Annotated in this window: 21 protein-coding genes; 9 read left to right on the top strand and 12 right to left on the bottom strand. The window is 76.1% G+C overall.

Annotation, left to right across the window (positions count from 1 at the left end; genetic code table 11):
- Positions 1–39 precede the first annotated feature (39 nt).
- Positions 40–993, bottom strand: a complete 954-nt coding sequence (locus GTR00_RS01960) for an exopolyphosphatase (RefSeq protein WP_323132142.1) — start codon at positions 991–993, stop codon at positions 40–42.
- A 146-nt stretch (positions 994–1,139) separates the two neighbouring features.
- On the opposite strand from GTR00_RS01960, the gene GTR00_RS01955 reads away from it, so the two are divergent.
- Positions 1,140–2,582, top strand: a complete 1,443-nt coding sequence (locus tag GTR00_RS01955) for a sensor domain-containing diguanylate cyclase (protein ID WP_166609971.1) — start codon at positions 1,140–1,142, stop codon at positions 2,580–2,582.
- 22 nt (positions 2,583–2,604) lie between these two features.
- Here the strand turns inward: GTR00_RS01955 and GTR00_RS01950 are convergent, their stop codons facing one another.
- Entirely contained in the window at positions 2,605–3,033 is a 429-nt protein-coding gene (locus tag GTR00_RS01950; RefSeq protein WP_166609970.1) for a VOC family protein, read from the bottom strand.
- A gap of 194 nt (positions 3,034–3,227) precedes the next feature.
- On the opposite strand from GTR00_RS01950, the gene trmB reads away from it, so the two are divergent.
- Positions 3,228–3,959: a tRNA (guanosine(46)-N7)-methyltransferase TrmB gene (gene trmB, locus GTR00_RS01945; protein WP_323132141.1), complete on the top strand. Its 732-nt coding sequence runs from the start codon at positions 3,228–3,230 to the stop codon at positions 3,957–3,959.
- Between the two features lie 31 nt (positions 3,960–3,990).
- Here trmB and GTR00_RS25425 read toward each other — a convergent pair whose 3' ends face one another.
- The 6 genes from GTR00_RS25425 to rhaI are packed head-to-tail and all read right to left on the bottom strand — an operon-like array spanning position 3,991 to position 11,719.
- Positions 3,991–4,644, bottom strand: coding sequence for a LutC/YkgG family protein (locus tag GTR00_RS25425; RefSeq protein WP_166609968.1), 654 nt, complete (start codon positions 4,642–4,644; stop codon positions 3,991–3,993).
- Positions 4,641–6,164 carry a LutB/LldF family L-lactate oxidation iron-sulfur protein gene (locus tag GTR00_RS01935; RefSeq protein WP_166609976.1) on the bottom strand — a complete coding sequence of 508 codons (1,524 nt, stop codon included), beginning with the start codon at positions 6,162–6,164 and terminating at the stop codon, positions 4,641–4,643. The genes GTR00_RS25425 and GTR00_RS01935 overlap by 4 nt, the downstream gene beginning before the upstream one ends.
- Before the next feature lie 17 nt (positions 6,165–6,181).
- A complete protein-coding gene (locus tag GTR00_RS01930) occupies positions 6,182–6,994 on the bottom strand; it encodes a (Fe-S)-binding protein (RefSeq protein ID WP_166609967.1) in 813 nt (270 codons plus the stop codon).
- On the bottom strand, positions 6,991–8,439 hold the full coding sequence (locus GTR00_RS01925; protein WP_166609966.1) for a rhamnulokinase: 1,449 nt from the start codon (positions 8,437–8,439) through the stop codon (positions 6,991–6,993). The genes GTR00_RS01930 and GTR00_RS01925 overlap by 4 nt, the downstream gene beginning before the upstream one ends.
- A gap of 11 nt (positions 8,440–8,450) precedes the next feature.
- Positions 8,451–10,526, bottom strand: a complete 2,076-nt coding sequence (locus tag GTR00_RS01920) for a bifunctional aldolase/short-chain dehydrogenase (protein WP_166609975.1) — start codon at positions 10,524–10,526, stop codon at positions 8,451–8,453.
- A gap of 5 nt (positions 10,527–10,531) precedes the next feature.
- Positions 10,532–11,719, bottom strand: coding sequence for an L-rhamnose isomerase (gene rhaI, locus GTR00_RS01915; RefSeq protein WP_166609965.1), 1,188 nt, complete (start codon positions 11,717–11,719; stop codon positions 10,532–10,534).
- A 239-nt stretch (positions 11,720–11,958) separates the two neighbouring features.
- Between rhaI and GTR00_RS01910 the strand changes: the two genes are divergently transcribed.
- Both GTR00_RS01910 and GTR00_RS01905 read left to right on the top strand, forming a co-directional pair.
- On the top strand, positions 11,959–13,218 hold the full coding sequence (locus GTR00_RS01910) for an MFS transporter (RefSeq protein ID WP_166609974.1): 1,260 nt from the start codon (positions 11,959–11,961) through the stop codon (positions 13,216–13,218).
- A gap of 71 nt (positions 13,219–13,289) precedes the next feature.
- Positions 13,290–14,285 (top strand): LacI family DNA-binding transcriptional regulator, encoded by a 996-nt coding sequence (locus GTR00_RS01905; RefSeq protein ID WP_166609973.1) that lies wholly within the window; start codon positions 13,290–13,292, stop codon positions 14,283–14,285.
- 30 nt (positions 14,286–14,315) lie between these two features.
- Here GTR00_RS01905 and GTR00_RS01900 read toward each other — a convergent pair whose 3' ends face one another.
- Complete coding sequence (locus GTR00_RS01900) at positions 14,316–14,681, bottom strand: MmyB family transcriptional regulator (RefSeq protein ID WP_166609964.1); 366 nt, start codon at positions 14,679–14,681, stop codon at positions 14,316–14,318.
- Positions 14,682–14,854: 173 nt separating this feature from the next.
- Here GTR00_RS01900 and GTR00_RS01895 point away from each other — a divergent pair, with 173 nt between their 5' ends.
- Together GTR00_RS01895 and GTR00_RS01890 are read left to right on the top strand one after the other, a co-directional pair.
- Positions 14,855–15,568, top strand: a complete 714-nt coding sequence (locus GTR00_RS01895; RefSeq protein ID WP_166609963.1) for an alpha/beta fold hydrolase — start codon at positions 14,855–14,857, stop codon at positions 15,566–15,568.
- Positions 15,569–15,638: 70 nt separating this feature from the next.
- Entirely contained in the window at positions 15,639–16,601 is a 963-nt protein-coding gene (locus GTR00_RS01890) for an alpha/beta hydrolase (protein ID WP_166609962.1), read from the top strand.
- A 68-nt stretch (positions 16,602–16,669) separates the two neighbouring features.
- Here GTR00_RS01890 and GTR00_RS25420 read toward each other — a convergent pair whose 3' ends face one another.
- Complete coding sequence (locus tag GTR00_RS25420) at positions 16,670–17,365, bottom strand: response regulator transcription factor (protein WP_323132138.1); 696 nt, start codon at positions 17,363–17,365, stop codon at positions 16,670–16,672.
- On the opposite strand from GTR00_RS25420, the gene GTR00_RS01880 reads away from it, so the two are divergent.
- Positions 17,343–18,212, top strand: a complete 870-nt coding sequence (locus GTR00_RS01880) for an MmyB family transcriptional regulator (RefSeq protein WP_166609961.1) — start codon at positions 17,343–17,345, stop codon at positions 18,210–18,212. The two genes, GTR00_RS25420 and GTR00_RS01880, sit on opposite strands and share 23 nt — an antisense overlap.
- Before the next feature lie 36 nt (positions 18,213–18,248).
- On the opposite strand, the gene GTR00_RS01875 is transcribed toward GTR00_RS01880, so the two are convergent.
- Positions 18,249–19,262, bottom strand: a complete 1,014-nt coding sequence (locus GTR00_RS01875) for a LacI family DNA-binding transcriptional regulator (protein WP_166609960.1) — start codon at positions 19,260–19,262, stop codon at positions 18,249–18,251.
- Positions 19,263–19,397: 135 nt separating this feature from the next.
- Between GTR00_RS01875 and GTR00_RS01870 the strand changes: the two genes are divergently transcribed.
- Positions 19,398–21,788 (top strand): beta-xylosidase/alpha-l-arabinosidase, encoded by a 2,391-nt coding sequence (locus GTR00_RS01870; protein WP_456077708.1) that lies wholly within the window; start codon positions 19,398–19,400, stop codon positions 21,786–21,788.
- 26 nt (positions 21,789–21,814) lie between these two features.
- Here the strand turns inward: GTR00_RS01870 and GTR00_RS01865 are convergent, their stop codons facing one another.
- Positions 21,815–22,456: a trimeric intracellular cation channel family protein gene (locus tag GTR00_RS01865; RefSeq protein WP_166609959.1), complete on the bottom strand. Its 642-nt coding sequence runs from the start codon at positions 22,454–22,456 to the stop codon at positions 21,815–21,817.
- A gap of 108 nt (positions 22,457–22,564) precedes the next feature.
- Between GTR00_RS01865 and GTR00_RS01860 the strand changes: the two genes are divergently transcribed.
- On the top strand, positions 22,565–22,763 hold a 199-nt coding region (locus GTR00_RS01860), incomplete at its 3' end, for a nitrilase-related carbon-nitrogen hydrolase (protein ID WP_323132137.1).

Here is a 22,763-nt window from a genome sequence, read left to right as displayed (position 1 = left end):
CCCGGGGGGTGCTCGGCGGGGCTGCCGGGTGCGGGCTGCTCAGCGCTCGGCGCGCAGCGCCGCCACGAGCCCGGGCAGCACGGTGGCCGCCTCCTCGTGCGGGACCTGGCAGGTGCCGGCCGCGACGTGACCGCCACCGCCGTGCGCCAGGCACACCGCGCCGACGTCCGCGGGGGAGGTGCGGTCCACGATGGACTTGCCGATCGCGAACACGGTGTTCTGCTTGGCCCGGCCCCACATCACGTGGATCGACACGCGCGCCTGCGGGAACAGCGCGTACACCAGGAACCGGTTGCCGGCGTGGATGACCTCCTCCTCGCGCAGGTCCAGCACCGCGACGTCGCCGTGCAGGGTGGTGACCCGCTCCAGCTGGGCGCGGAACAGCTCCGCCTGCGCCCGGTACAGCTCCACGCGCTCGGCCACGTCCGGCAGGGCGAGGATCTCGTCGACGTCCTGGTACGTCGTGCAGTGCTCGATGAGCTGCATCATCAGCTGGTAGTTCGAGATCCGGAAGTCGCGGAAGCGGCCCAGGCCGGTGCGGCTGTCCATGAGGAAGTTCAGCAGCGTCCAGCCGGTGGGCTCCAGGATCTCCGAGACGTCGTAGGCCGCCGAGTCCGCCTGGTCCACCGCGCGCATCAGCTCGTCGGACACCTTCGGGAACCGCGCCGCGCCGCCCAAGGAGTCGAACACCACGCGCGCCGCGGAGGGGGCGTCGGCGTCGATGACGTGGTTGGCGGCCCCGCCGGCGCGCAGCGTCTCGGAGTGGTGGTGGTCGAACACCACGTGCGCCCGCGCGTCGTACGGCAGGTTCGTCAGGACGTCCCGCTCCGTGATCTCCACCGTGCCGTCCTGCACGTCCTTGGGGTGCACGAACGTGATCTCGTCGACGAGGTCGAGCTGGCGCAGCAGCACCGCGCACACGAGCCCGTCGAAGTCGCTGCGGGTCACGAGCCGGTACGGGCCGGCGGACAGGAGGTTCTCCGGGACGGTCACGGCTGCTCCATCGGCACGCGCACCCCGCACCTTGAGGGTCCGGGCCGGGATCCCCCCGACCGGGTGCGTCACACCCCTGCCGAGCGGGTGCACCGCCCCTCGGGACGCTGCACCCGCGCCCGTCGCGGCGTTACGCTCGGTCAACCATGGCAGCCAGTGCGAGTCGGGGTCGCAGCACCTCCCCCCGCCCCGGCCCGGAGCTGCGGCCGGCCGGTCCGCCGGACCCGTTCACCACGATCTTCACCGCCTCGCCGGTGCCCATCGGGCTGTGCGAGGACGGCCTGTTCATCGCGGTGAACCCCGCCCTGTGCGAGCTGTTCGGCCGCTCCGAGGAGGAGCTGCTCGGCTCCTCCACGGTGCCGTTCACCCACCCCGACGACCTGCACGTCAACCGGGGCATCGAGGGCGTGCTGCGCGCGGCCCGCCAGCGCGGCGAGCGCGCCGTGCAGGTGGAGAAGCGCTACCTGCGCCCCGACGGCGAGGTCGTGTGGGCCTGGCTGACGGTGACGATGGTGCCCGGCCCGAACGGCGAGGAGTGGACCCTGATCCACCCCCAGGACGTCACGGCCCGCAAGGTCGCCGAGCTGGCGCTGCGCAGGTCCGAGGCGAACCTGGCGGCGGTGAACCTCATCGCCCGGCGGGTGCAGGCCGGGCAGGACCCCCGCCCGCAGGTCGTGGACTCCGCGCGCGCGGTGTCCGGGGCGGTCCAGGCGCTGCTGCTGGAGCCGCGCGGCGCGCGCACCGGTGACGACGGCGACGAGGCCGGCGGCCCGGCGGTGCTGGTCGTCACGGCCGCCTCGCCCGCCGGGACCGTCGGCACCCGCGTGGCGCTGGCCGGCCCCTCCGTCAGCGCCGGCGCCTACCGCTCCGGCGAGCTGACCCTGGTGCCCGACGGCGCGCTGGACCCGCGCACCGCCCACGACCCCGACGGCGTCGCGGGGGCCTCCGCGCTGCTGTGCACCCCGCTGACCACCCGCGGCGTCGTCAGCGCCGTCCTGCTGGTGTGCTGGGACCACCCGCTCCCCGGCCCGGACGACGACGACGTGCGCGCGGTCCTGCAGCTGGCCGACGGCGCGGCCGCGGCCCTGGAGCACGCCCGGGTGGTGGCCGAGCTGGAGGCCTCGGCCGTCACCGACGCCCTCACCGGCCTGCCCAACCGGCGCGGCTGGGAAGAGCACCTGGCCCGGCTGGCCGCGGTGTGCGAGCGCGACGGCGAGCCGCTGACCGTGGCCGTGCTGGACCTGGACCACTTCAAGGCCTACAACGACGCCGAGGGGCACCTGGCCGGGGACCGGCTGCTGCGCGAGGTGGCGCAGCTCGTGCGCGGCGAGCTGCGCGCCGGCGACGTCGTGGCCCGCTGGGGCGGGGAGGAGTTCACCCTGGCCCTGCCCTCCTGCTCCGCGCAGGACGCGCACGTCCTGCTGGAGCGGGTGCGCCTGGCCGTGCGGCGGGCGCGCAGCTGCAGCACCGGCTTCGCCACCCGCCGCCCCGGTGAACCGCCCGCGGCGCTGCTGCGCCGCGCCGACGACGCCCTCTACGCCGCCAAGCAGGCCGGCCGCGACCGGGTCCTGCAGGCCCTGGAGCCGTGAGGCGCCGGGGCGCGCGGCCCGTTCAGTCCAGCCGCCCGCTCGGGTGGGTGTAGAGGCAGAAGGGGTGCCCTGCGGGGTCAGCGAGGACGTACAGGGGCTCGTCGGGCTCGTCGGTGCGGTGCAGCAGCAGCCGCGCCCCCAGCGACTCGGCGCGCTCGCGCTGGGCGTCGAGGTCGCCGGGCTCGTCCACGGAGAAGCACAGGTGCATCTGCATCGGCACGTCCGGCGAGGGCCAGGTCGTGCGGTGCAGCGTCTCCACGCGCTGGAACGCCAGCAGCCGCCGCCCCGCGGGCGTCACCAGGACCAGCCAGTCGGGGACCTCCTCCCCGTCCGCGCCGGGCTCGTCGCCGGGGCGGTACTCCAGGCCCAGCAGCCGGCGGTAGAACTCCGCCAGCTCGCGGGCGTCCGTGGCGTCCAGCACGGTGTTGACCAGGCGCGGGTGGGTGGGCATGCCGCTCCTCCTCGGTGTCGTCCCTCGGTGTCGTCCTTCGGTGTCGTCCCTCGGTGTCGTCCTTCGGTGTCGTCCTTCGGCGTCGTCCTTCGGCGTCGTCGCTCGGTGCCGTCCCCGACGATCGTGCTCGCCGCGGGGCCGGCGGACCACCCGGGCCGGTGCCACCGCCCGGCGCCCTGGCGGATGATGGTCCGGTGAACCCCCGCTCCAGCGCCGACGAGGTCACCGGCGAGACGGCCGGCGAGACGGCCGGCGAGGGGGCGCCGCGCTCGTACAAGCTGCGCCGCGGCCGGATGGGCGCCACCCGGCGGGCGGCGCTGCAGGACCACCCGGCCCGCTTCGCGGTGCCCGGCGGCGACGGCCCGCTGGACCTGCCCGCGCTGTTCGGCCCCGGCGTCCCGGTCGTGCTGGAGATCGGGTTCGGCACGGGCGGCACCACCCTGGAGATGGCCGCGGCCGACCCGGGCACCGGCGTGCTCGCCGTGGACGTCCACACCCCGGGGGTGGCGGCGCTGCTGCTGGGCCTGGAGGAGCGCGGCCTGGGCAACGTGCGGGTGCTGGAGGGCGACGGCCGACTGCTCCTGCGGCAGCGGGTCGCCCCGGCGGCCCTGGCCGGGGTGCGGGTGTACTTCCCCGACCCGTGGCCCAAGCCGCGCCACCACAAGCGGCGCCTGCTCGACGCCGGTTTCGCGGCGCTGGTGGCCGACCGGCTGGCCCCCGGCGGGCTGCTGCACGTGGCCACCGACTGGGAGCCCTACGCGCAGCGGGTGGAGCAGGTGCTGGCCGCCGAGCCGGGGCTGGTGCTGCAGGACGGGCGGGGCCGCCCGCCGTGGCGCCCGGTGACCCGGTTCGAGGCGCGGGGCCTGGAGCGCGGGCACGTGGTCACGGACCTGCTGGCCCGCCGCCCCGGCCCGCCCGCGCCCTGAGCCCGGCCCTGAGCCGGCGGGCCCGGCGCGCTCAGCGCAGGACGACCACGTCCAGCCGGCGCGGCCCGTGCACGCCCTCCACGCGGTCCAGCTCGATGTCGCTGGTGGCGCTGGGCCCGGAGACGAACGTCAGCGGCACCGAGGGGTCCAGGCGCGCCAGCGCCTCCGGGACGGTCTCGACGACGTCGGCGGCGCGCACCACGCACACGTGGTGGTCGGGCACCAGGGTCAGCGCCCGGCGGCCCTGGCCGGGGCCGCCGCCGGCCAGGACGATCGTGCCGGTGAGCGCGATCGCCACCGTGCTGCCGGTGACCACGGCGTCCAGGTCGTCCAGCTCGGCCACCGCCAGCGGCGAGCCGGGGTGCTCCTCGACGACCTCGCGCTCGCCGGTCCGGGGGCGCCAGCCCGGCGCGAGGTCGGCGGGCACCACGACGCGGCGGGAGCCGGCCTCGTCCAGGCAGCGCGCCACCGCCCCGGCGACCTCGTCGTCGGAACCGGCGCGCAGCACGCGGGCGCGGTAGTCCTCCACCCGCTCCACGAGCAGGTCCAGCACCTGCGCCGAGCCCGGCGCCAGGGAACCGCTGCGGTGGTACCCGCGCGGCACCGGCGGCACCCCGCCGCGCGGGGCCCCGGCGTCGCGGGCGGCGCGCAGCCGCGCCAGGACCTCCTCGCGCGCGCCGCTCACGAGCGCTCCCCGTCCTGCTCGTCGTGCCCGCCGGTGCGGGCCCACCACTGCCGGGCGGTCTCCGCCGGCGGGGCGGGCACGTCGCGGCTGTCGGTCCAGTGCGACAGCGGCCACGGCAGGGAGCTGATGCGCCCCTCGCGCCCGGCCAGCAGCCGCCCCAGCGCCAGGCCCTTCTCCGCGGCGGCGAACCGGCCGGGGGAGGACATCACCAGCGCCGCGGCCCTGAGCGCGAGGTCCTGCGCGGTGGGCCGCGGGTGCGACTCCACCGAGGCCGCGCGCTGCTGCACCAGCAGGTTCGGGATGTCGATGCGCACCGGGCAGGCGTCGAAGCACGCCCCGCACAGCGAGGACGCGTAGGGCAGCGAGGCGTTGGGGTCGTCGGGGCCGGAGATGCCGGTGAGCATGGGGGAGAGCACCGCCCCGATCGGGCCGGGGTACACCGAGCCGTAGGCGTGCCCGCCCACGCGCTCGTAGACGGGGCACACGTTCAGGCACGCCGAGCATCGGATGCAGTGCAGCGCGGCGCGCCCGTCCTCGTCGGCCAGCACCGCCGAGCGGCCGTTGTCCAGCAGCACGAGGTGGAACTCCTGCGGGCCGTCGCCGGGGGTGACGCCCGTCCAGGTGGAGGTGTACGGGTTCATCCGCTCCCCGGTGGAGCTGCGCGGCAGCAGCTGCAGGAACACCTCCAGGTCGCTGAACGTGGGCACGAGCTTCTCCACGCCCATGAGCGTGATGAGGGTGCCCGGCAGCGTCAGGCACATGCGCCCGTTGCCCTCGGACTCCACGACGCAGAGGGTCCCGGTGTCGGCGACGGCGAAGTTCGCGCCGCTGACGGCGACCTTCGCGGTGAGGAACTTGCGGCGCAGGTGCGCGCGCGCGGCCATCGCCAGCTCGCGCGGGTCGTCGCTCAGCGCCGGGTCCACCCCGGGCATCTCGCGCAGGAAGATCTCGCGGATCTCGCTGCGGTTGCGGTGGATGGCGGGCACGAGGATGTGGCTGGGCGCGTCGTGGCCGAGCTGCACGATGAGCTCGGCGAGGTCGGTCTCCCAGGCGGTGATGCCCTGCTCGGCCAGCGCCTCGTTCAGGCCGGTCTCCTGCGTGGCCATCGACTTGACCTTCACGACCTCGTCGGAACCGGTGGCGCGCACCAGCTCGGCGACGACCGCGTTGGCCTCGGCGGCGTCGCGGGCCCAGTGCACGTGCCCGCCGCGGGCGGTGACGTTCTCCTCGAGCTGCTCCAGCAGCTCCGGCAGCCGGGCCATGACGTCGGCCTTGAGCGCCGAGCCGGCCAGGCGCAGCTCCTCCCAGTCGTCCAGCTCGGCGACGACGCCGGCGCGCTTGCCGCGGATGATCCCGGTGGCCTTGCCGAGGTTGCGGCGCAGCTGGGTGTCGGCCAGCTTCTCGTGCGCGGCCCGCGGGAACGAGGTGGTCCCGCGCAGGTTCCCCTGCCCGGCCACGGAGTGCGTGGGCAGGCCGGTGTCGCGCGAGCCGTCGCGCGCACCGCCCCGCACGGCCGGCATGCCGAGGTCGGTGGTGCTCACCGCTGCGCCTCCACGGGTTCGTCGCGCACGCCGCCGGGGGTGCCGGCCGCGGCGGGGGTCCGGCCCGCCTCGGTGGAGGCGAGGATCTCCGCCAGGTGCACGGTGCGGACCCCGGTGCGCAGCCGGCCCAGCCCGCCGCCGATGTGCATCAGGCACGAGGAGTCCCCGGCGGTGCACACCTCCGCGCGGGTGCCCAGGACGTTGCGCATCTTGTCGGCGAGCATCGCGGTGGACGTCTCGCCGTTCTTCACCGCGAACGTGCCGCCGAAGCCGCAGCACACCTCCGCGTCGGGCAGCTCCACCAGCTCCAGGCCGCGCACGGCCCGCAGCAGCCGCAGCGGCTTGTCCGCCACCCGCAGCATCCGCAGCGAGTGGCAGGTGGGGTGGTAGGTGACGCGGTGCGGGTAGTGGGCGCCGACGTCGGTGACGCCCAGGACGTCCACGAGCAGTTCGGACAGCTCGTACGTGCGCGCCGCCACGGCCTCGGCCCGTTCCGCCAGGACCTCGTCGCCGGCGCGACGGGCCACCACGGCGTGCTGGTGGCGCACGCAGCCGGTGCAGGAGCCCGACGGCGCCACCACCGCGTCCCACCCGCCGTCCGCGACGGGTTCGAACACCTCCACGTGGTGGCGCACCAGCGGCACCGCCTCGCGCAGGTAGCCGGTGTTCACGTGCATCTGCCCGCAGCACGTCTGCCCCTCGGGGAACACGACCTCGTGCCCCAGCCGGTGCAGCAGCCTGACGGTGGCCTTCACGGCCTGCGGGAACATCGCGTCCCCCAGGCAGGTGGCCATCACGGCGATCTTCACAGCACTCCAGTCTCGAGGCGCGACCTGCGCGGAGCGTAGGTCGTCGTCGCGTGCGTGTCGCGCACCAGGGCGCGCAGGTCCTCCAGCGACCCGGACAGGTCGCCGTGCGCGCGCGCCTGCACCAGGACGTTGCCCAGGGCGGTGGCCTCCACCGGCCCGGCCACCACCGGCAGCCCGCACGCGTCCGCGGTCAGCTCGCACAGCAGCGCGTTGCGCGCGCCGCCGCCGACCAGGTGCACGGCGTCCACGTCGTGCCCGGACAGGCGCACCGCGTCGGCGACGGCGGCGGCGAACGCGCGCGCCAGGCTCTCCAGCACGCAGCGCACCACCTGCGCCTTCGCGCCCGGCGGGCGGTGCCCGGCCTCCCCGGCCGCGGCGCGCACGCGCTCCACCATCGGGCCCGGCGGCAGGAACCGCGGGTCGTCGATGTCGACGAGCGGGCCGCCGGCGGGCACGTCGGCGGCGGCGGCCAGCAGGGCGGGCAGGTCCTGCTCGCCCTCGGCGGCGGCCCACTCCGCCAGGCACTGCTGCAGCACCCACAGGCCCATGACGTTGCGCAGGTAGCGGATGCGCCCGTCCACGCCGCGCTCGTTGGTGAAGTTCGCCGCGAACGACTCCGCGGACAGCACGGGCCGCTCCAGCTCCACGCCCACCAGGCCCCAGGTGCCGCAGGCGACGTAGGCGAACCGCTCGTCGCGCGCGGGCACCGCCACCACCGCCGAGGCGGTGTCGTGCGAGCCGACGGCGACCAGCTGCACCGACGCGGGCAGGCCGGTCTCGGCGAGCACCTGCGGGCGCAGGCCCCCCAGCACGGTGCCGGGGTCGTGCACCGGCGGCAGCAGCGCCTGCTCGACGCCGGCCAGCTCCACGAGGTCCGGCGCCCAGCGGCCGGTGCGCACGTCGGCCAGGCCGGTGGTGGAGGCGTTGGTGGCCTCCGCGCCGCGGTGGCCGCTGAGCCAGTAGCCCAGCAGGTCGGGCACGAGCAGCAGCTGCGCCGCGCAGCCCAGCAGCGACTCCTCCGCCTCGGCCACGAGCTGGTAGAGCGTCGTGAACGGCAGGTGCTGCAGGCCGTTGCGCTCGTACAGCCGCTGCGCGGGCACGCGGTCGAACACGCGCTCGGCCACGCCCGCGGTGCGCGGGTCGCGGTAGTGCCGCGGGGTGCCCAGCAGGGCGCCCTCGCGGCTCAGCAGGCCGTAGTCCACCGCCCAGGTGTCCACCCCGACGGTGCGGGCGCCCGCGCCGCCGGGCGCGCGGGCGGCGCGGCCCAGGCCGGTGAGCACCTGCTGCCACAGCCCGACCGCGTCCCAGTGCAGCCGGCCGGCCACCTCCACGCCGCCGTTGGGGAAGCGGTGCACCTCGGCCAGCTCCAGCCGGCCCGGCGCGGCGGCGCCGAGCATGACGCGGCCGCTGGAGGCGCCGAGGTCCACGGCGATGTGGACGGACATCCCTGGCCCTCCTAGCGCAGGAACGCGGCGGCGACGCCGGCGTCCACGGGCACGTGCAGCCCGGTCGTGTGCGAGAGCTCCCCGGCGGTCAGGACGAACACGGCGTTGGCGACGTGCTCGGGCAGCACCTCGCGCTTGAGCAGGGTGCGCTGGGCGTAGAACCTCCCCAGCTCCTCCTCGGGGATGCCGTACGTCTTGGCGCGCTGCGCGCCCCAGCCGCCGGCGAAGATGCCCGAACCGCGCACCACGCCGTCGGGGTTCACGCCGTTGACCTTGATGCCGTGCTCGCCCAGCTCGGCGGCCAGCAGGCGCACCTGGTGGGCCTGGTCGGCCTTGACCGCGGAGTAGGCGATGTTGTTCGGCCCGGCGAACACGGAGTTCTTGGAGGCGATGTAGACGATGTCGCCTCCCAGGCCCTGCGCGATGAGCACCCTGGCGGCGGCCTGCGAGACCAGGAAGGAGCCCTTGGCCATGACGTCGTGCTGCAGGTCCCAGTCCTTCTCCGTGGTCTCCAGCAGCGGCTTGGAGATGGACAGGCCCGCGTTGTTCACCACCAGGTCCAGCCCGCCGAAGGCGAGCACGGCCTGCTCGACCGCGGCGGCCACGGCGGCGGGGTCGGAGACGTCCGCGGCCACGCCCACGGCGACGTCGGCGGGCACCTTCGCGCCGGTGGAGGCGGCGATCTCCTCGGCCGCGGCCTGCGCCCTGGCCGGGTCCAGGTCGGCGACGACGACGCAGGCGCCCTCGGCGGCCAGGCGGGTGGCGATGGCCTTGCCGATGCCGGAGGCCGCGCCGGTCACCAGGGCGATGCGGGTGGCCAGCGGCTTGGGCTTCGGCAGGCGCGCCAGCTTGGCCTCCTCCAGCGCCCAGTACTCGATGCGGAACTTCTCGCTCTCCTCGATGGGGGAGTAGCTGGAGACGCCCTCGGCGCCGCGCATCACGTTGATCGCGTTGACGTAGAACTCCCCGGCCACGCGCGCGGTCTGCTTGTCCTTGCCGAAGGAGAACATCCCCACGCCCGGCACCAGGACGATCAGCGGGTCGGCGCCGCGGATCGCGGGGCTCTCCGCGGTGGCGTGCCGGTCGTAGTAGGCGCGGTAGTGCGCGCGGTAGGCCTCGTGCAGCTCGTGCAGGCGCGCGGTGACCTCCTCGAGCGCGGCGGTGGCCGGCAGGTCCACGACCAGCGGCTCGACCTTGGTGCGCAGGAAGTGGTCCGGGCAGGAGGTCCCCAGCGCGGCCAGGCGCGGGTGCTGCTCGCGCGAGAGGAAGTCCAGCACCACCTCGGAGTCGGTGAAGTGCCCGACCTGCGGGGCGTCGTGGCTGGCGATCCCGCGCACCACCGGCGCCAGCGCGGCGGCCCGGGCGCGCCGCTCGCCCTCCGGCAGTGCGGCGTAGCCCTCGAGCACCGGGCCGAACGGCTCGGGCACGGAGTTAGCCTCCAGGAACGCGGTGGCCGTCTCGATGATCCAGCGCGAGTTGGCCTCGGCCTGCTCGCTGGTGGCGCCCCAGGCGGTGATGCCGTGCCCCCCCAGGACGCAGCCCACCGCCCGCGGGTTCGCCTCCTTGATCGCGGCGATGTCCAGGCCGAGCTGGAAGCCGGGCCGGCGCCAGGGCACCCAGACGACCCTGCCCTCGAAGACCTGCTCGGTGAGCTTCTCGCCGTCGGCGGCGCAGGCGATCGCGATGCCGGCGTCGGGGTGCAGGTGGTCCACGTGCGCGGCGTCCACCAGCGCGTGCATGGCGGTGTCGATGGAGGGGGCCGCGCCGCCGCGCCCGTGCAGGCAGTGGTCGAACGCGGCGACCATCTCGTCCTCGCGCTCCACGCCCGGGTACACCTCGCGCAGCGCGCGCACCCGGTCCAGGCGCAGCACCGCCAGGCCCCGCTCCTCCAGGGTGCCCAGGTCGCCGCCGGAGCCCTTGACCCACAGCAGCTCCACGTCCGCCCCGGTGACCGGGTCGGTGCCGGTGCCCTTGGCGGAGGTGTTGCCGCCGGCGTAGTTGGTGAAGCGCGGGTCCGCGCCCAGGGCGTGCGAGCGCGCGAGCAGCTGCTCGACGGCGCTGCCGGTGGTGCCGGTGGTGTTCGTCATCTCGTTCAGACCCCCCACCCCGCCTGCTGGCCGCCGATGCGCTCGGCGGCGATCCGCTGCGCGTACCCGGACGCCTTGAAAGCGGCCACCGGGTCCGCCTCCAGGCCCATCGACTCGCGCAGCTGCGCCAGCAGCGGGCGCACGTCGGTGGAGTAGGCGTCCATGAGGACGTCGTTGGCGCCGAGGACGTCCCCGGCGAGCTGCGCGGCGCGCAGCGCCTCGCGGTCCACCAGCAGCGCCTTGGCGGTGGCCTGCTGCACGTTGGTCACCGAGCGGATCTGCCCGGGGATCTTCTCCTCGATGTTGTGGCACTGGTCGAGCATGAAGTTCACCCCGCGGCCCGCGGGGTCCCACCGCGGCTCCGGGCGCAGCGCGTCGGAGCGCACGATCTCGTACATGATCCGGAAGAGCTGGAACGGGTCCGCGGCCCCGGCCATGAGGTCGTCGTCGGCGTAGAAGCGCGAGTTGAAGTCGAAGGCGCCCAGGCGCCCGGCGCGCAGCAGCTGCACGACGATGAACTCGATGTTCGTGCCCGGCGCGTGGTGGCCGGTGTCCAGGACGACCTTGGCCCGCTCGCCCAGGGCCAGGCAGTGCAGCAGCGAGGTGCCCCAGTCGGGCACGTCGGTGGCGTAGAACGCCGGCTCGAAGAACTTGTACTCCAGGACCAGGCGGTGGTCCTCGTCGAGCAGGGCGTAGACCTGCTGCAGCGACTCCGCCAGCCGGTCCTGGCGGTCGCGCAGGTCGTCCTGGCCGGGGTAGTTGGTGCCGTCGGGCAGCCAGACCTTCAGCTCCTTGGAACCGGTGGCGCGCATGACGTCGACGCACTCGGCGTGGTGGGCCACGGCCTTGGCGCGCACCGCGGGGTCCGGGTGCGTCAGGGAGCCGAGCTTGTAGTCGTCGTCCTGGAAGAGGTTGGAGTTGATCGTCCCGATGCTCACGCCCTGGTCGGCGGCGTGGGCGGCGAGCTTGCCGTAGTCGTCGACCCGGTCCCACGGGACGTGCAGGGACACGCGCGGGGCGATGCCGGTGCACCGGTGCACCTGGGCGGCGTCGCTGACCTTCTCGAACGGGTCGCGCGGCGTGCCGGGGGAGCCGAAGACCTTGAACCGGGTGCCGGAGTTGCCGAACGCCCACGAGGGCAGCTCGATCGTCTGGGTGCGCAGGGCGTCGAGGACCGTCTCGGTCGTCGTCATGGGGACCTCACTCCATCGGGGGCGGGAGCACCGTAACCGCACTTTGACACGTTTCACAAGCACCTCCGGCGGTTCTCCCGGCGCCCTTGACGGCGGTGGGCCCGTGCTCCTAGCGTGCGCACGATCCGATCTTGAAACGTGTCACTCACCGTGCCGACCGGCACCCGTCTCGACGAGGAGACCCCGTGACCCCCCGTCCCGGAACCACCACGGGCTTCAAGGCCACCGTCGCGGTGGCCATGTCCAACTACATCGAGGCCGGCTCGATCATCGCCATCGCCGTCAGCCTCACCGCCTGGCAGGAGCGCTTCGGCGTCGACGACTTCGCCGTCGGCCTGCTCGCCGCCCTGTCCGCCAACGCCTTCGGCGCGGCCGTGGGCGCCGCCGTGGGCGGCCCGCTGTGCGACAGGCTCGGGCGCAAGTTCATCTACACCTACGACCTGCTGCTCTACATGGTCGGCGTGCTGCTGGCCGCGTTCGCCGTCAGCTACTCCATGCTGCTGGTCGGCTTCGTCCTCACCGGCATCGCCGTGGGCGCCGGCGTGCCCGCCTCCTGGACCTACATCGCCGAGGAGGCCCCCGCCCACGCCCGCGCCAAGCACGTCGGCACCGCCCAGCTGGCCTGGTCCCTGGGTCCGCTCGTCGGCTTCGCCCTGGCCATCGCCGTCGGCCCGCTGGGCCTGCTCGGCAACCGGCTGATCTTCCTGCACCTCTTCGTCGTCGCCGCGGTCACCTGGTGGGTGCGCCAGGGCCTGCCGGAGTCGGCGATCTGGAAGGACGCCCGGGACGGCGGCGACCCCGTCCCCGTCTCCGGCGGCCGCGGCCTGCGCGGGCTGTTCTCCCGCCGCGCCAACGTCACCGCCCTGCTGTTCCTCTTCGGCGTCTACGCCTTCTGGAACACCGTCGCCGGGCAGGCCGGCATCTTCATGCCCCGCGTCTACGAGGCGGCCGGCGTCACCAGCGGCACCGAGCAGAACGCCCTGCAGGTCCTGGTGTGGGGCTGCACCGTCCTGGCGACCTGGCTGGGGTTCATGCGCTGCGGCGACCGCGTCGACCGCCGGTGGCTGTACGCCCTGGGCGCCGTGATGGGCATCGTCGCCTGGACCCTGCTCGTCTTCGCCGACGGTTCCCTGCCCACCCTGCTGGGCTACGCGGTCGTGTGGGGCCTCGCCGCCGGCATCGGCGCGCAGGCGTTCTACAGCGTGTGGACCTCCGAGCTGTTCGCCACCCCCTACCGCGCCAGCGCCCAGGGCGTGCTGTTCTTCGCCGCCCGCTGCGCCGTGGGCGTCCTCAGCTACTGGTTCCCCACGCTGCTCACCGGGCAGGGCGTGCCCTTCGTGGGCACCCTGATGATCGGCCTGCTCGTGGTCTCCCTCGTCGTGGGCGTCGTGTGGGCCCCGCGCACCCAGGGCAAGACCCTGCAGCGGATCGAGGCCGAGCGCTACGGCGAGGTCCTCGACGTCCGGCCCGGCTCGGCCGCCCCCGCGGGGCGCGGCTGAGCCGGCGCGGCCTACCCGGCGCGGCCTACCCGGCGCCCCGCGCGACCCCCGGCCTGGCAGGCTTGAGCGTCGTGGCGACCGTCAAGGAGGTCGCCCAGCGGGCCGGGGTCTCGCTGGGCACCGTCAGCAACGTCCTCAACCGCCCCGAGGTGGTCTCCGACGCGCTGCGCTCGCGCGTGGAGCAGGCCATCGCCGAGCTGGGGTTCGTGCGCAACGAGTCCGCGCGCCAGCTGCGCGCCGGCGTCAGCCGCACCATCGCCGTCGTGGTCCTGGACGTCGCCAACCCCTTCTTCACCGACCTGGTCGCCGGCGCGGAGGAGGCCGCCGAGCACCACGACGCCCTCGTGGTGCTGTGCAACAGCGGCAACGACCCCGAGCGCGAGGCCCGGCACCTGCTGCGCCTGCAGCAGCAGCGGGTGCTGGGCGTGCTGCTCAGCCCCGTGCGCGACGAGCCCACCCCGGCGCTGGCCGCGGTGCGCCGGCACGGCACCCCCGTCGTGCTCGTCGACCGCGGCTCGCCCAGCGCCCAGGACGCCTCCGTCGCCGTCGACGACGTCCTGGGCGGGCGGCTGGCCGGCGAGCACCTGCTGGCCCGCGGGCACCGCGAGATCGCCTTCGTCGGCGCCCCCTCCGGGCTGCGCCAGGTGGACGACCGCCTCGCCGGGCTGCGCGCGGCCGTGGGCGCGGCCGGGTCCGTGCGGCTGCTGCCCGCCAGCGGCCTGACCGTGCGCGCCGGCTCCCAGGCCGCCGCCGCGCTGTTCGCCGGCGGCTCCCCGCCCACCGCCGTGTTCTGCGCCAACGACCTGCTCGCCCTCGGCGTGCTCAACGAGTGCGTGCGCCGCGGCGTGCGCGTGCCGCACGACCTGGCCGTCGTCGGGTACGACGACATCGCCTTCGCCGCCACCGCCGCGGTGCCGCTGACCTCCGTGCGCCAGCCGCGCGAGGTGCTCGGGCGCACCGGCGTGGAGCTGCTGCTGGCGCAGGTGGAGGGCCTCCCCGCGCGCCAGCTCGTGTTCGAGCCCGAGCTGGTGGTGCGCCGCTCCACCGACGCGCACCCCCGCGGCTGACGCGCACGCGGGGCCGAGGGGGCCCGCCCCTCAGGTCCGCGCGCGCAGCTCCTGGTGGGCCAGCAGCAGGCGGCCGACCAGCGGGTGCGTGAACGCCACCGCCCCGCCGCCGGGCGGCACGTGCCGCCGCGCCCAGGCGGTGCTGAAGGCGCCGCTGCGCGCGGCCAGCTCCCCGACCAGGGAGCGGAACCGCGCGTCCTCCAGGCTGCGGTGCAGGGACTCCTCGAGCGTGCGGGCCACCAGGTCGGCCACCTGCTCCCACGACTCGGTCCGCTCGCGCACCCCCGGGTGCAGGAACGTGGACCTCGCCGGGTTCGCGCCGGGGCAGAACGCCGGGCTGAGCGCGCCCGGCAGCCCACCACCAGCGCCGTCCCCGGCGTCGAGGCCCCCCGGCACGGCGGGGACGGTACGGGCGCCGGCCGGGCCGGACCAGGCCCCGTCAGGGTCAGGACGGCGCCGGGCGCGGCGCCGTACCCTCCGCCGCGTCCGGAACCCCCGGCCGGGACCTCGCGACCGGGACCCCTCGACCGGGACCCCTCGACCGGGACCCCTCGACCAGGAGGTGCACCGTGCCCGTCCCCACCATCGTCCTCGTCCACGGCGCGTTCGCGGACGCGTCCAGCTGGGCGCCGGTGACGGCGGAACTGCTCGACCGCGGTTTCACCGTCCTCGTCCCGCCCGTCTACAACCGCAGCCTGTCGGCCGACGCGGCCTCCGTGCGCGCCGTCGTCGAGGCCGTCGACGGCCCCGTCCTGCTCGCCGGGCACTCCTACGGCGGCGCGGTCATCGGCGTGGCCGGGCAGGCGGCCAACGTCGTGGGCCTGGTGTTCGTCTCCGGGTACGCCCTGCAGGAGGGCGAGAGCCTGGGCGAGCTGCAGGGCCGCTTCCCCGACTCCGACCTCGCCGCGAACCTCGTGCACCGGAAGTTCCCCGTGGCCGGCGGCGAGCCGGGCACCGACGTGTCCGTGGCCGTCGACGCCTTCCCCGCGGTGTTCGCCGCCGGTGTGCCCGAGGCGACCGCCAAGGTGCTCGCGGTGTCCCAGCGCCCGCTGGCGGCCGCCGCGTTCGGCGAACCGGCCACCGCAGCGGCCTGGCGCACCAAGCCGTCCTGGGGCGTCGTCTCCAGCGCCGACCGCACCATCAACCCCGACGTGGAGCGCTTCGGCTACGAGCGCGCCGGGGCCCGCGAGGTCGTCGAGCTCGACGGCCCGCACCTGGTGATGCAGACCCACCCGGCGGACGTGGCCGACGTCATCGCCGCGGCCGCCCGCGAGACCGCCTGAACCGCACCACCCCAGCACCACCCCAGCACCACCCCAGCACCACCAAGACCCCGAGACAGAGGAGAAGACCGTGCCCGGGAACCCCAGGGGCATCTCGCTGGAACCCGCCGCCCAGGCGTTCGTGGACGCCACCAGCGAGCCGCCGTTCCTGTACCAGCTCACCCCCGAGGAGGGCCGCGAGGCCGTCGACGGCGTGCAGGACGAGCCGATCGACAAGCCCGAGGTCGACGAGGAGTGGATCACCGTCGAGGGCGGGCCCACCGGCAGCGTGCCGGTGCGCGTCGTCAAGCCCGTCGGCGCCACCGGCCCGCTGCCCGTCGTGCTCTACACCCACGGCGCCGGCTGGGTGTTCGGCGACGCGCACACCCACGACCGCCTCGTGCGCGACCTGGCCGTCGGCACGGGCGCGGCGGTGGTGTTCCCCGAGTACTCCCGCGCGCCCGAGGCGCGCTACCCGGTGGCCAACGAGCAGTCCTGGACCGCGCTGCAGTGGGTGGTGCGCGAGGGCGCCGCGCACGGCCTGGACGCCTCGCGGACCGCGCTGGCCGGGGACTCCGTCGGCGGCAACATGGCCATCGCGCTGACCCTGATGGCCAAGGAGCGCGGCGGGGTGGACCTGCGCGCCCAGGTGCTCTTCTACCCGGTCACCGACGCGGCCTTCGACACGCCCTCGTACCACGAGTTCGCCACGGGCTACTTCCTGGCCCGCGAGGGCATGCAGTGGTTCTGGGACCAGTACACGACCAGCGAGGCCGACCGCGCGCAGATCACCGCCTCGCCGCTGCGGGCGAGCACCGAGCAGCTCGCGGGCCTGCCGCCGGCGCTGGTGGTCACCGCGCAGGCCGACGTGCTGCGCGACGAGGGCGAGGCCTACGCGGTCAAGCTGCGCGAGGCGGGGGTCCCGGTCACCCAGGTGCGCTACCAGGGCATCGTGCACGACTTCGTCATGGTGAACTCCCTGCACGGCACCAACGCGGCGAAGGCGGCCGTGGCCCAGGCGGTGGGTTTCCTGCGCGAGGCGCTGCGCGCCTGAGCCGCCCGGCGGCCGGTCCCCCCGGGGGGAGGGGGCCGGCCGCCGGCGCGGCACCGCCCCGGCCGCCCTCAGCCGGGTCCGGCGGCGGGCGGCCGGGGCGGGTCCCTCGGGTTCCGCGCCCGCGGCGGCCGGCTCCGCCCGCGCGCGCCGGGCCCACGGCCGCGCGCCGCAGCCGGTGAACACCTCCAGGGCCGCGCGCAGCAGCGCCAGCGGTGCACCACCCACCCACACCTCGCCCACCACGTGCAGGAGGGCGTCGCCGCGCCGGCGCCGGGCCGCCGCCCCGTCCAGCGCCCCGCCCAGGAGCTGCTGCACCACGGCCAGCGGCACCGCCGCCTCGCCACGGCGTGCGCGCGCCCACCTGCGACGCCCAGCTCCGGGAAGGAGCGGTACGGGTGCGAGCCCACGGTGCGCGGCGACAGGTGCAGCCGCTCGCCGATGTCCCGGTTCGACGGGCCCCTGGCCGCCAGGCGCACCACCTGCTCCTGCTGCGGGGTCAGCGCCGCCAGCGCCTCGCGCCCCGCGAGCACGTCCTGCGCCGCGCCCGGGCGCGGGCACCGACCCGCTCGAAGACCTCCAGGGCCGCGGTGCTCGCCTCCCGCGCCCGCGCCGCGCGGGGGTGCAGTCGTCCGGCGGATGACGGCCGGCGCGCTCCCGGGCCAGCATCGCCCTGCGACCGGGCGCCCTGCGCGCGGGGGACGGGGCCCCGGGGCCGGGACCCGGGGGACGAGGAGGGGAGCGGTGGTGGACAGGCGACCGGGCATCGGGGCGTTCCTGCGGGCGCGGCGCGACGCGCTGCAGCCGGAGGACGTGGGGCTGGCGCGCGAGCCGGGGCGCCGCGTGCCCGGGCTGCGGCGCGAGGAGGTCGCGCGGCTGGCGCGCATCAGCCCGGAGTACTACCTGCGCCTGGAGCAGGGCCGCGACCACCTGCCCTCCGAGCAGGTCCTGGCGGCGCTGGCGGGGGCGCTGCGGCTGGACGCGGCCGGGCGCGAGTACCTGCTGGGCCTGGCGCTGCCGTCGCTGCGCCCGCGCCCCGGCGCGGGCGGGCCCGCGCCCGTGGACCCCGCCCTGGTGGCCGTGGTGGAGCACCTGGGCGGGGTGGCCGCGTTCGTCGCGGACGCCAACAAGGACGTCGTGGCCGCCAACGCGCTGGCCCGGGCCGCGGGGAGCGGGGCGTGGGCGCCCGGGCGCAACCTCGTGCTGGACGCCTTCGCCCCGCGCGTGAAGGCGTGCCTGCCGGGCTGGGAGCGGCTGGCCCGGCGGATGGTGGCCGCCCTGCGCCTGTCGGGCGACCCGGTGGACCCGCGCCTGCAGGAGGTGGTGGGCACCCTGTCGGTGCGCGACGAGGACTTCCGCCGCTGGTGGGCCGCGCACGAGGTGGAGGCCGTCACCTCCGGGCGGGTGCACTGCCACCTGCGGGAGGGCGCCGGCCCGGTGGAGCTGCGCTGGCAGGACCTGGACGTGCCCGGGCGCACGGGCCACGTGCTGACCGTCGTGCACGCCGACCCCGGCAGCCCGGGGGAGGCGGCGCTGGCGGCGTTGGCGGTGCTCGCCGAGCGCGCGCGCGAGCGGGTGCCGCGCCCGCGCGGGGCCGCCGCGGCCCGCGCCTGAGCCGTCAGCCCCGGGGCCGTCAGCGCGCCGGGGCCGTCAGCGCGCCGGGGGGGCGGTGCTGGCGCGCACCCGCAGCTCCACGGCGAGGTCCATGCGCCGCACCGCCGGGTCCTGCCCGTCGACGAGGCTCAGCAGCAGGCGCGTGGCGGCCTCGGCCATCTCGTGCAGCGGCTGGTGCACGGTGGTCAGCTCCGGGCCCACCCACCGCGCCGCCGGCAGGTCGTCGTAGCCGACCACGGACAGCTCCCCGGGCACGGAGACCCCCAGGTCCCGGGCGGCGCGGTACACCCCGAAGGCCGTGAGGTCGTTGCAGGCGAACACCGCGGTGGGCCGTGCCGGCCCGCGCAGCAGCTCCAGCGCCACCTCGTGCCCGCCCTCGACGGAGAAGTCGCCGGTGCGCACCAGGTCCTCGCGGTAGGGCACGCCGGCCTCCAGCAGCGCGTCGCGGTGGCCGCTGAGGCGGGCGCGGCTGCAGAACGTGTCGAGGGGGCCGGTGACGACCGCGATGTCGCGGTGGCCCAGCTCCAGCAGGTGCCGGGTGGCGATGAGCCCGCCGTGGTAGTTCGCCGAGCCCACCGAGGGCACCTCGGGGTCGACCTCGCCGACGGGGTCGACGATGGCGTAGGGGATGCCGCGGGCGACGAGCTGCGTGCGCTGGTCGTCGCCGAGGTCGGAGAACACCATGAGCACGCCGGCCGGGCGGCGGGCCAGGACGCTGGCGAGCCACTCCTGGCGGGGCTGGTGGGTGCCCAGGCACTCGGAGAGCACGACCTCCACGCCGGCGGGGCGGGCGGTGCGCTCCACGCCGCGGATGACCTCCACGGCCCACGCGTTGCCGAGCTCGTTGAAGACGAGGTCGATCAGGCGCGGCCCGGGCGGGGGCGCGGTGCGGCGCCGGTGCCGGTAGCCGTGCTCGGAGACGACCCGCTCCACCCGCGCGCGGGTGGCCTCGGCGACGTCGTCGCGGCCGTTGAGGACCTTGGACACGGTGGGCACGGAGACCCCCGCCTCGGCCGCCAGCTGGGCCAGGGTGACGCGCTGCGGGGCCATGCCGCTCCTCCTCGTTGACGCGCTCGGCGTGCCTCTCTACCCTCGAACATATCGGCACAACGCCGAAAGTTTCGACTGGAGGCGACGGTGCCTTACGCACACCAGCAGGACCAGCAGGACGCCCCGGCCGGGTCCGTGCCCGCGCCCGGCGGGCCCACCGCCGTGCCGCGGCCCTGGCACGACACCGCGCTGACCCCCGCCGAGCGCGCCGAGGCGCTGCTGGCGGAGATGACGCTGGAGGAGAAGGTCGCCCAGCTCGGCAGCCGCTGGGTCGGCAACAGCCACGGCGGCGACGAGGGCGCCGTGGCGCCCGCGGAGGTCACCGGCACCGGCAACGTCGCGCCCCTGCAGGACGTCTTCTCCGCCGGCGCCGTGGAGTTCGAGGAGGCCAGCCGGCACGGCCTGGGCCACCTGACGCGCGTCTTCGGCAGCCGGCCCGTCAGCGTCGAGGAGGGCCGCGCGGAGGTGGTGCGCCTGCAGCGCTCCATCGTCGAGCGCACCCGCCTGGGCGTGCCGGCGATCGTGCACGAGGAGTGCCTGACCGGCTTCACCGCCTTCGGCGCCACCGTCTACCCGGCCGCGCTGGCCTGGGGCGCCACCTTCGACCCCGGGCTGGTCGAGCGCATGGCCGCCGCCATCGGTGCCGACATGCGCGCCGTGGGCGTGCACCAGGGCCTGTCCCCGGTGCTCGACGTGGTGCGCGACTACCGCTGGGGCCGCGTCGAGGAGACGATGGGCGAGGACCCGCACCTGACCTCCACGCTGGGCGCCGCCTACGTGCGCGGCCTGGAGAGCGCCGACGTCGTGGCCACCCTGAAGCACTTCGCCGGGTACTCCGCCTCCCGCGCCGCCCGCAACCACGGCCCGGTCTCCATGGGCCCGCGCGAGTTCGCCGACGTGGTCCTGCCGCCGTTCGAGGCGGCGCTGCGCCACGGCGGCGCCCGCTCGGTGATGAACTCCTACTCCGACGTGGACGGCTCGCCCGCCGCCTCCGACGAGCACCTGTTCACCGAGCTGCTGCGCGAGCGCTGGGGCTTCACCGGCACCGTGGTCTCCGACTACTCCGCCATCGCCTTCCTGGCCTCCATGCACCGCACCGCCGCCGACGAGACCGACGCGGGCGTGCAGGCGCTGCGCGCGGGCATCGACGTGGAGCTGCCCGACACCCTGTGCTTCGGCGACCGCCTCGTCGGCGCCGTGCGCGCCGGGGTGGTGGAGGAGTCCCTCGTGGACCGCGCCCTGCGCCGGCTGCTGACGCAGAAGGCCGAGCTGGGCCTGCTCGACGCGGACTGGACCCCGGAGGGCTCCGTGGCCGCCGGCGCCGGGCGCGAGCTGGACTCCGCGGGCAACCGCGCCATCGCCCGCGAGCTGGCCGAGCGCAGCGTGGTGCTGCTGGCCAACGACGGCACCCTGCCGCTGGCCCCGGCCACCGCCCGCCGCGTCGCGGTCGTCGGCCCGTGCGCCGACGACCCGAACACCTTCATGGGCTGCTACGCCTTCGCCAACCACGTGCTGCCCCGCTACCCCGAGCTGGGCCTGGGCCTGGAGGTGCCCAGCCTGCTGGAGGCGCTGCGCACCGAGCCCGGCACGGCCTGGGACGTGGTGCACGAGCGCGGCTGCGACGTGCGCGAGCCCGACACCTCCGGCATCGCCGCGGCCGTGGAGGCCGCGCGCGGCGCCGACGTGGTGCTCGCCGTCGTCGGCGACCGCGCCGGCATGTTCGGCGCCGGCACCTCCGGCGAGGGCTGCGACGCGGAGGACCTGCGCCTGCCGGGCGTGCAGGAGCAGCTCGTCCTGGAGCTGATCGCCACCGGCACCCCCGTCGTGCTCGTGGTGGTCTCCGGGCGCCCCTACGCGCTGGGCGCGCTGACCGGCGCGGCCGCGACCGTGCAGGCCTTCATGCCCGGCGAGGAGGGCGGCGCGGCGGTCGCCGGCGTGCTCTCCGGCCGCGTCAACCCCGGCGGGAAGCTGCCCGTGCAGGTGCCGGTCTCCCACGGCGGCCAGCCGGGCACGTACCTGCAGCCGCCGCTGGGCGCGGACAGCCAGGGCATCAGCAACCTCGACCCCACGCCGCTGTTCGGCTTCGGGCACGGGCTGTCGTACACCTCCTTCGCCGTGGAGGACCTGGCGCTGTCGGCGCAGGAGGTCCCCACCGACGGCGTCCTGGACGTGTCCGTGACGGTGCGCAACACCGGCGAGCGGGCCGGCGACGAGGTCGTGCAGCTGTACCTGCACGACGTGCTGGCGCAGGTGACGCGCCCGGTGCGCGAGCTCACCGGCTTCGCCCGCGTGCACCTCGAGCCCGGGCAGGCGGTGCGCGTGACCTTCGAGGTGCACGCCGACCGCACGAGCTTCACCGGCCGCCGCGGCGAGCGCGTCGTGGAGCCGGGCGAGGTCGAGGTGATGGTGGGCTCCTCGTCCACCGACACCCCGTGCACCGGCTCCTTCACCCTCACCGGGCCGCTGCGCACCGTCGGCTTCGAGCGCGTGAGCACCACCCCGGTGCGGGTGGACGCCCTGGGCTGAGCCCTCGGGCCCGGCGGGGCCCGGCCCTACTCCTCCAGCTCGTCGGGGGTGCGCAGCACGGCGCGCGGCGCCTGCCAGCCGCGCAGCACACCCCCGACGCGCAGGGCCGCGCACACCCCGGCCCCGGCCAGCGCCCACGGCAGCGGCCGCCCGCCCAGCTGCGGGCCCAGCACCGCCAGCGCCGCGCCCACCAGCGCCGGCACGGCGTACAGCCCGCCGGTGAGGATCGTGGGCACCCGCCGCACGAGCACGTCGCGCAGCGTGCCCCCGCCCACGGCGGTCAGCCCGCCCAGCAGCACGGCCTGCCCGGGGCCCACGCCCGCCTCCAGCGCCACCTGCGCGCCGGTGACGGCGAACAGCGACAGCCCGGCGGTGTCGAAGAGCAGCAGGGGGCGGGCCATCCGCGTCAGCAGCGCGTGGGCGGCGAAGGCGAGCAGCCCCCCGGCGGTGGCGGTGGCGAGGTAGTACCAGGTGCGCAGCGAGGCCGGCGGCAGCGCCCCGAGCAGCACGTCGCGCAGCAGCCCGCCGCCGATGGCGGTGACGATCCCCAGGGTGACCACCCCGAACAGGTCCAGCGTCGTGCGGCGCATGGCCGTCAGGGCCCCGTCGAGGGCGAACGTGAACACCCCCAGCAGCTCCAGGGACAGCAGCAGGTGCGCGGTGCTCACCGCACGAGTCTGCCCGCTGCGCCGCCGCGCCCCGCCGCGGCGGGGGAGGATGGGCCCCGGGCGCCGCCGTGCCCGCACCGACCCGCCCCCGCCGCACCGGAGGACGCCGTGCGCACCGCGCTCGCCCAGATCAGCAGCACCGCCGACCCGCGCGCCAACCTGGAGCTGGTCGCCGCCGAGATCGCCGCGGCCGCGGCGGCCGGGGCGCGGCTGCTGGTGCTGCCCGAGGCGACGATGTGCCGCTTCGGGGTGCCGCTGGCGCCGGTGGCCGAGCCGGAGGACGGGCCGTGGGCGGGCGCGCTGGAGC

The organism is Kineococcus indalonis (assembly GCF_009906395.1).
GTDB classification, from domain to species: domain Bacteria; phylum Actinomycetota; class Actinomycetes; order Actinomycetales; family Kineococcaceae; genus Kineococcus; species Kineococcus indalonis.
Note: the sequence above shows the minus strand (reverse complement) of the source record. Positions and strands in the feature narration are given on the sequence as shown.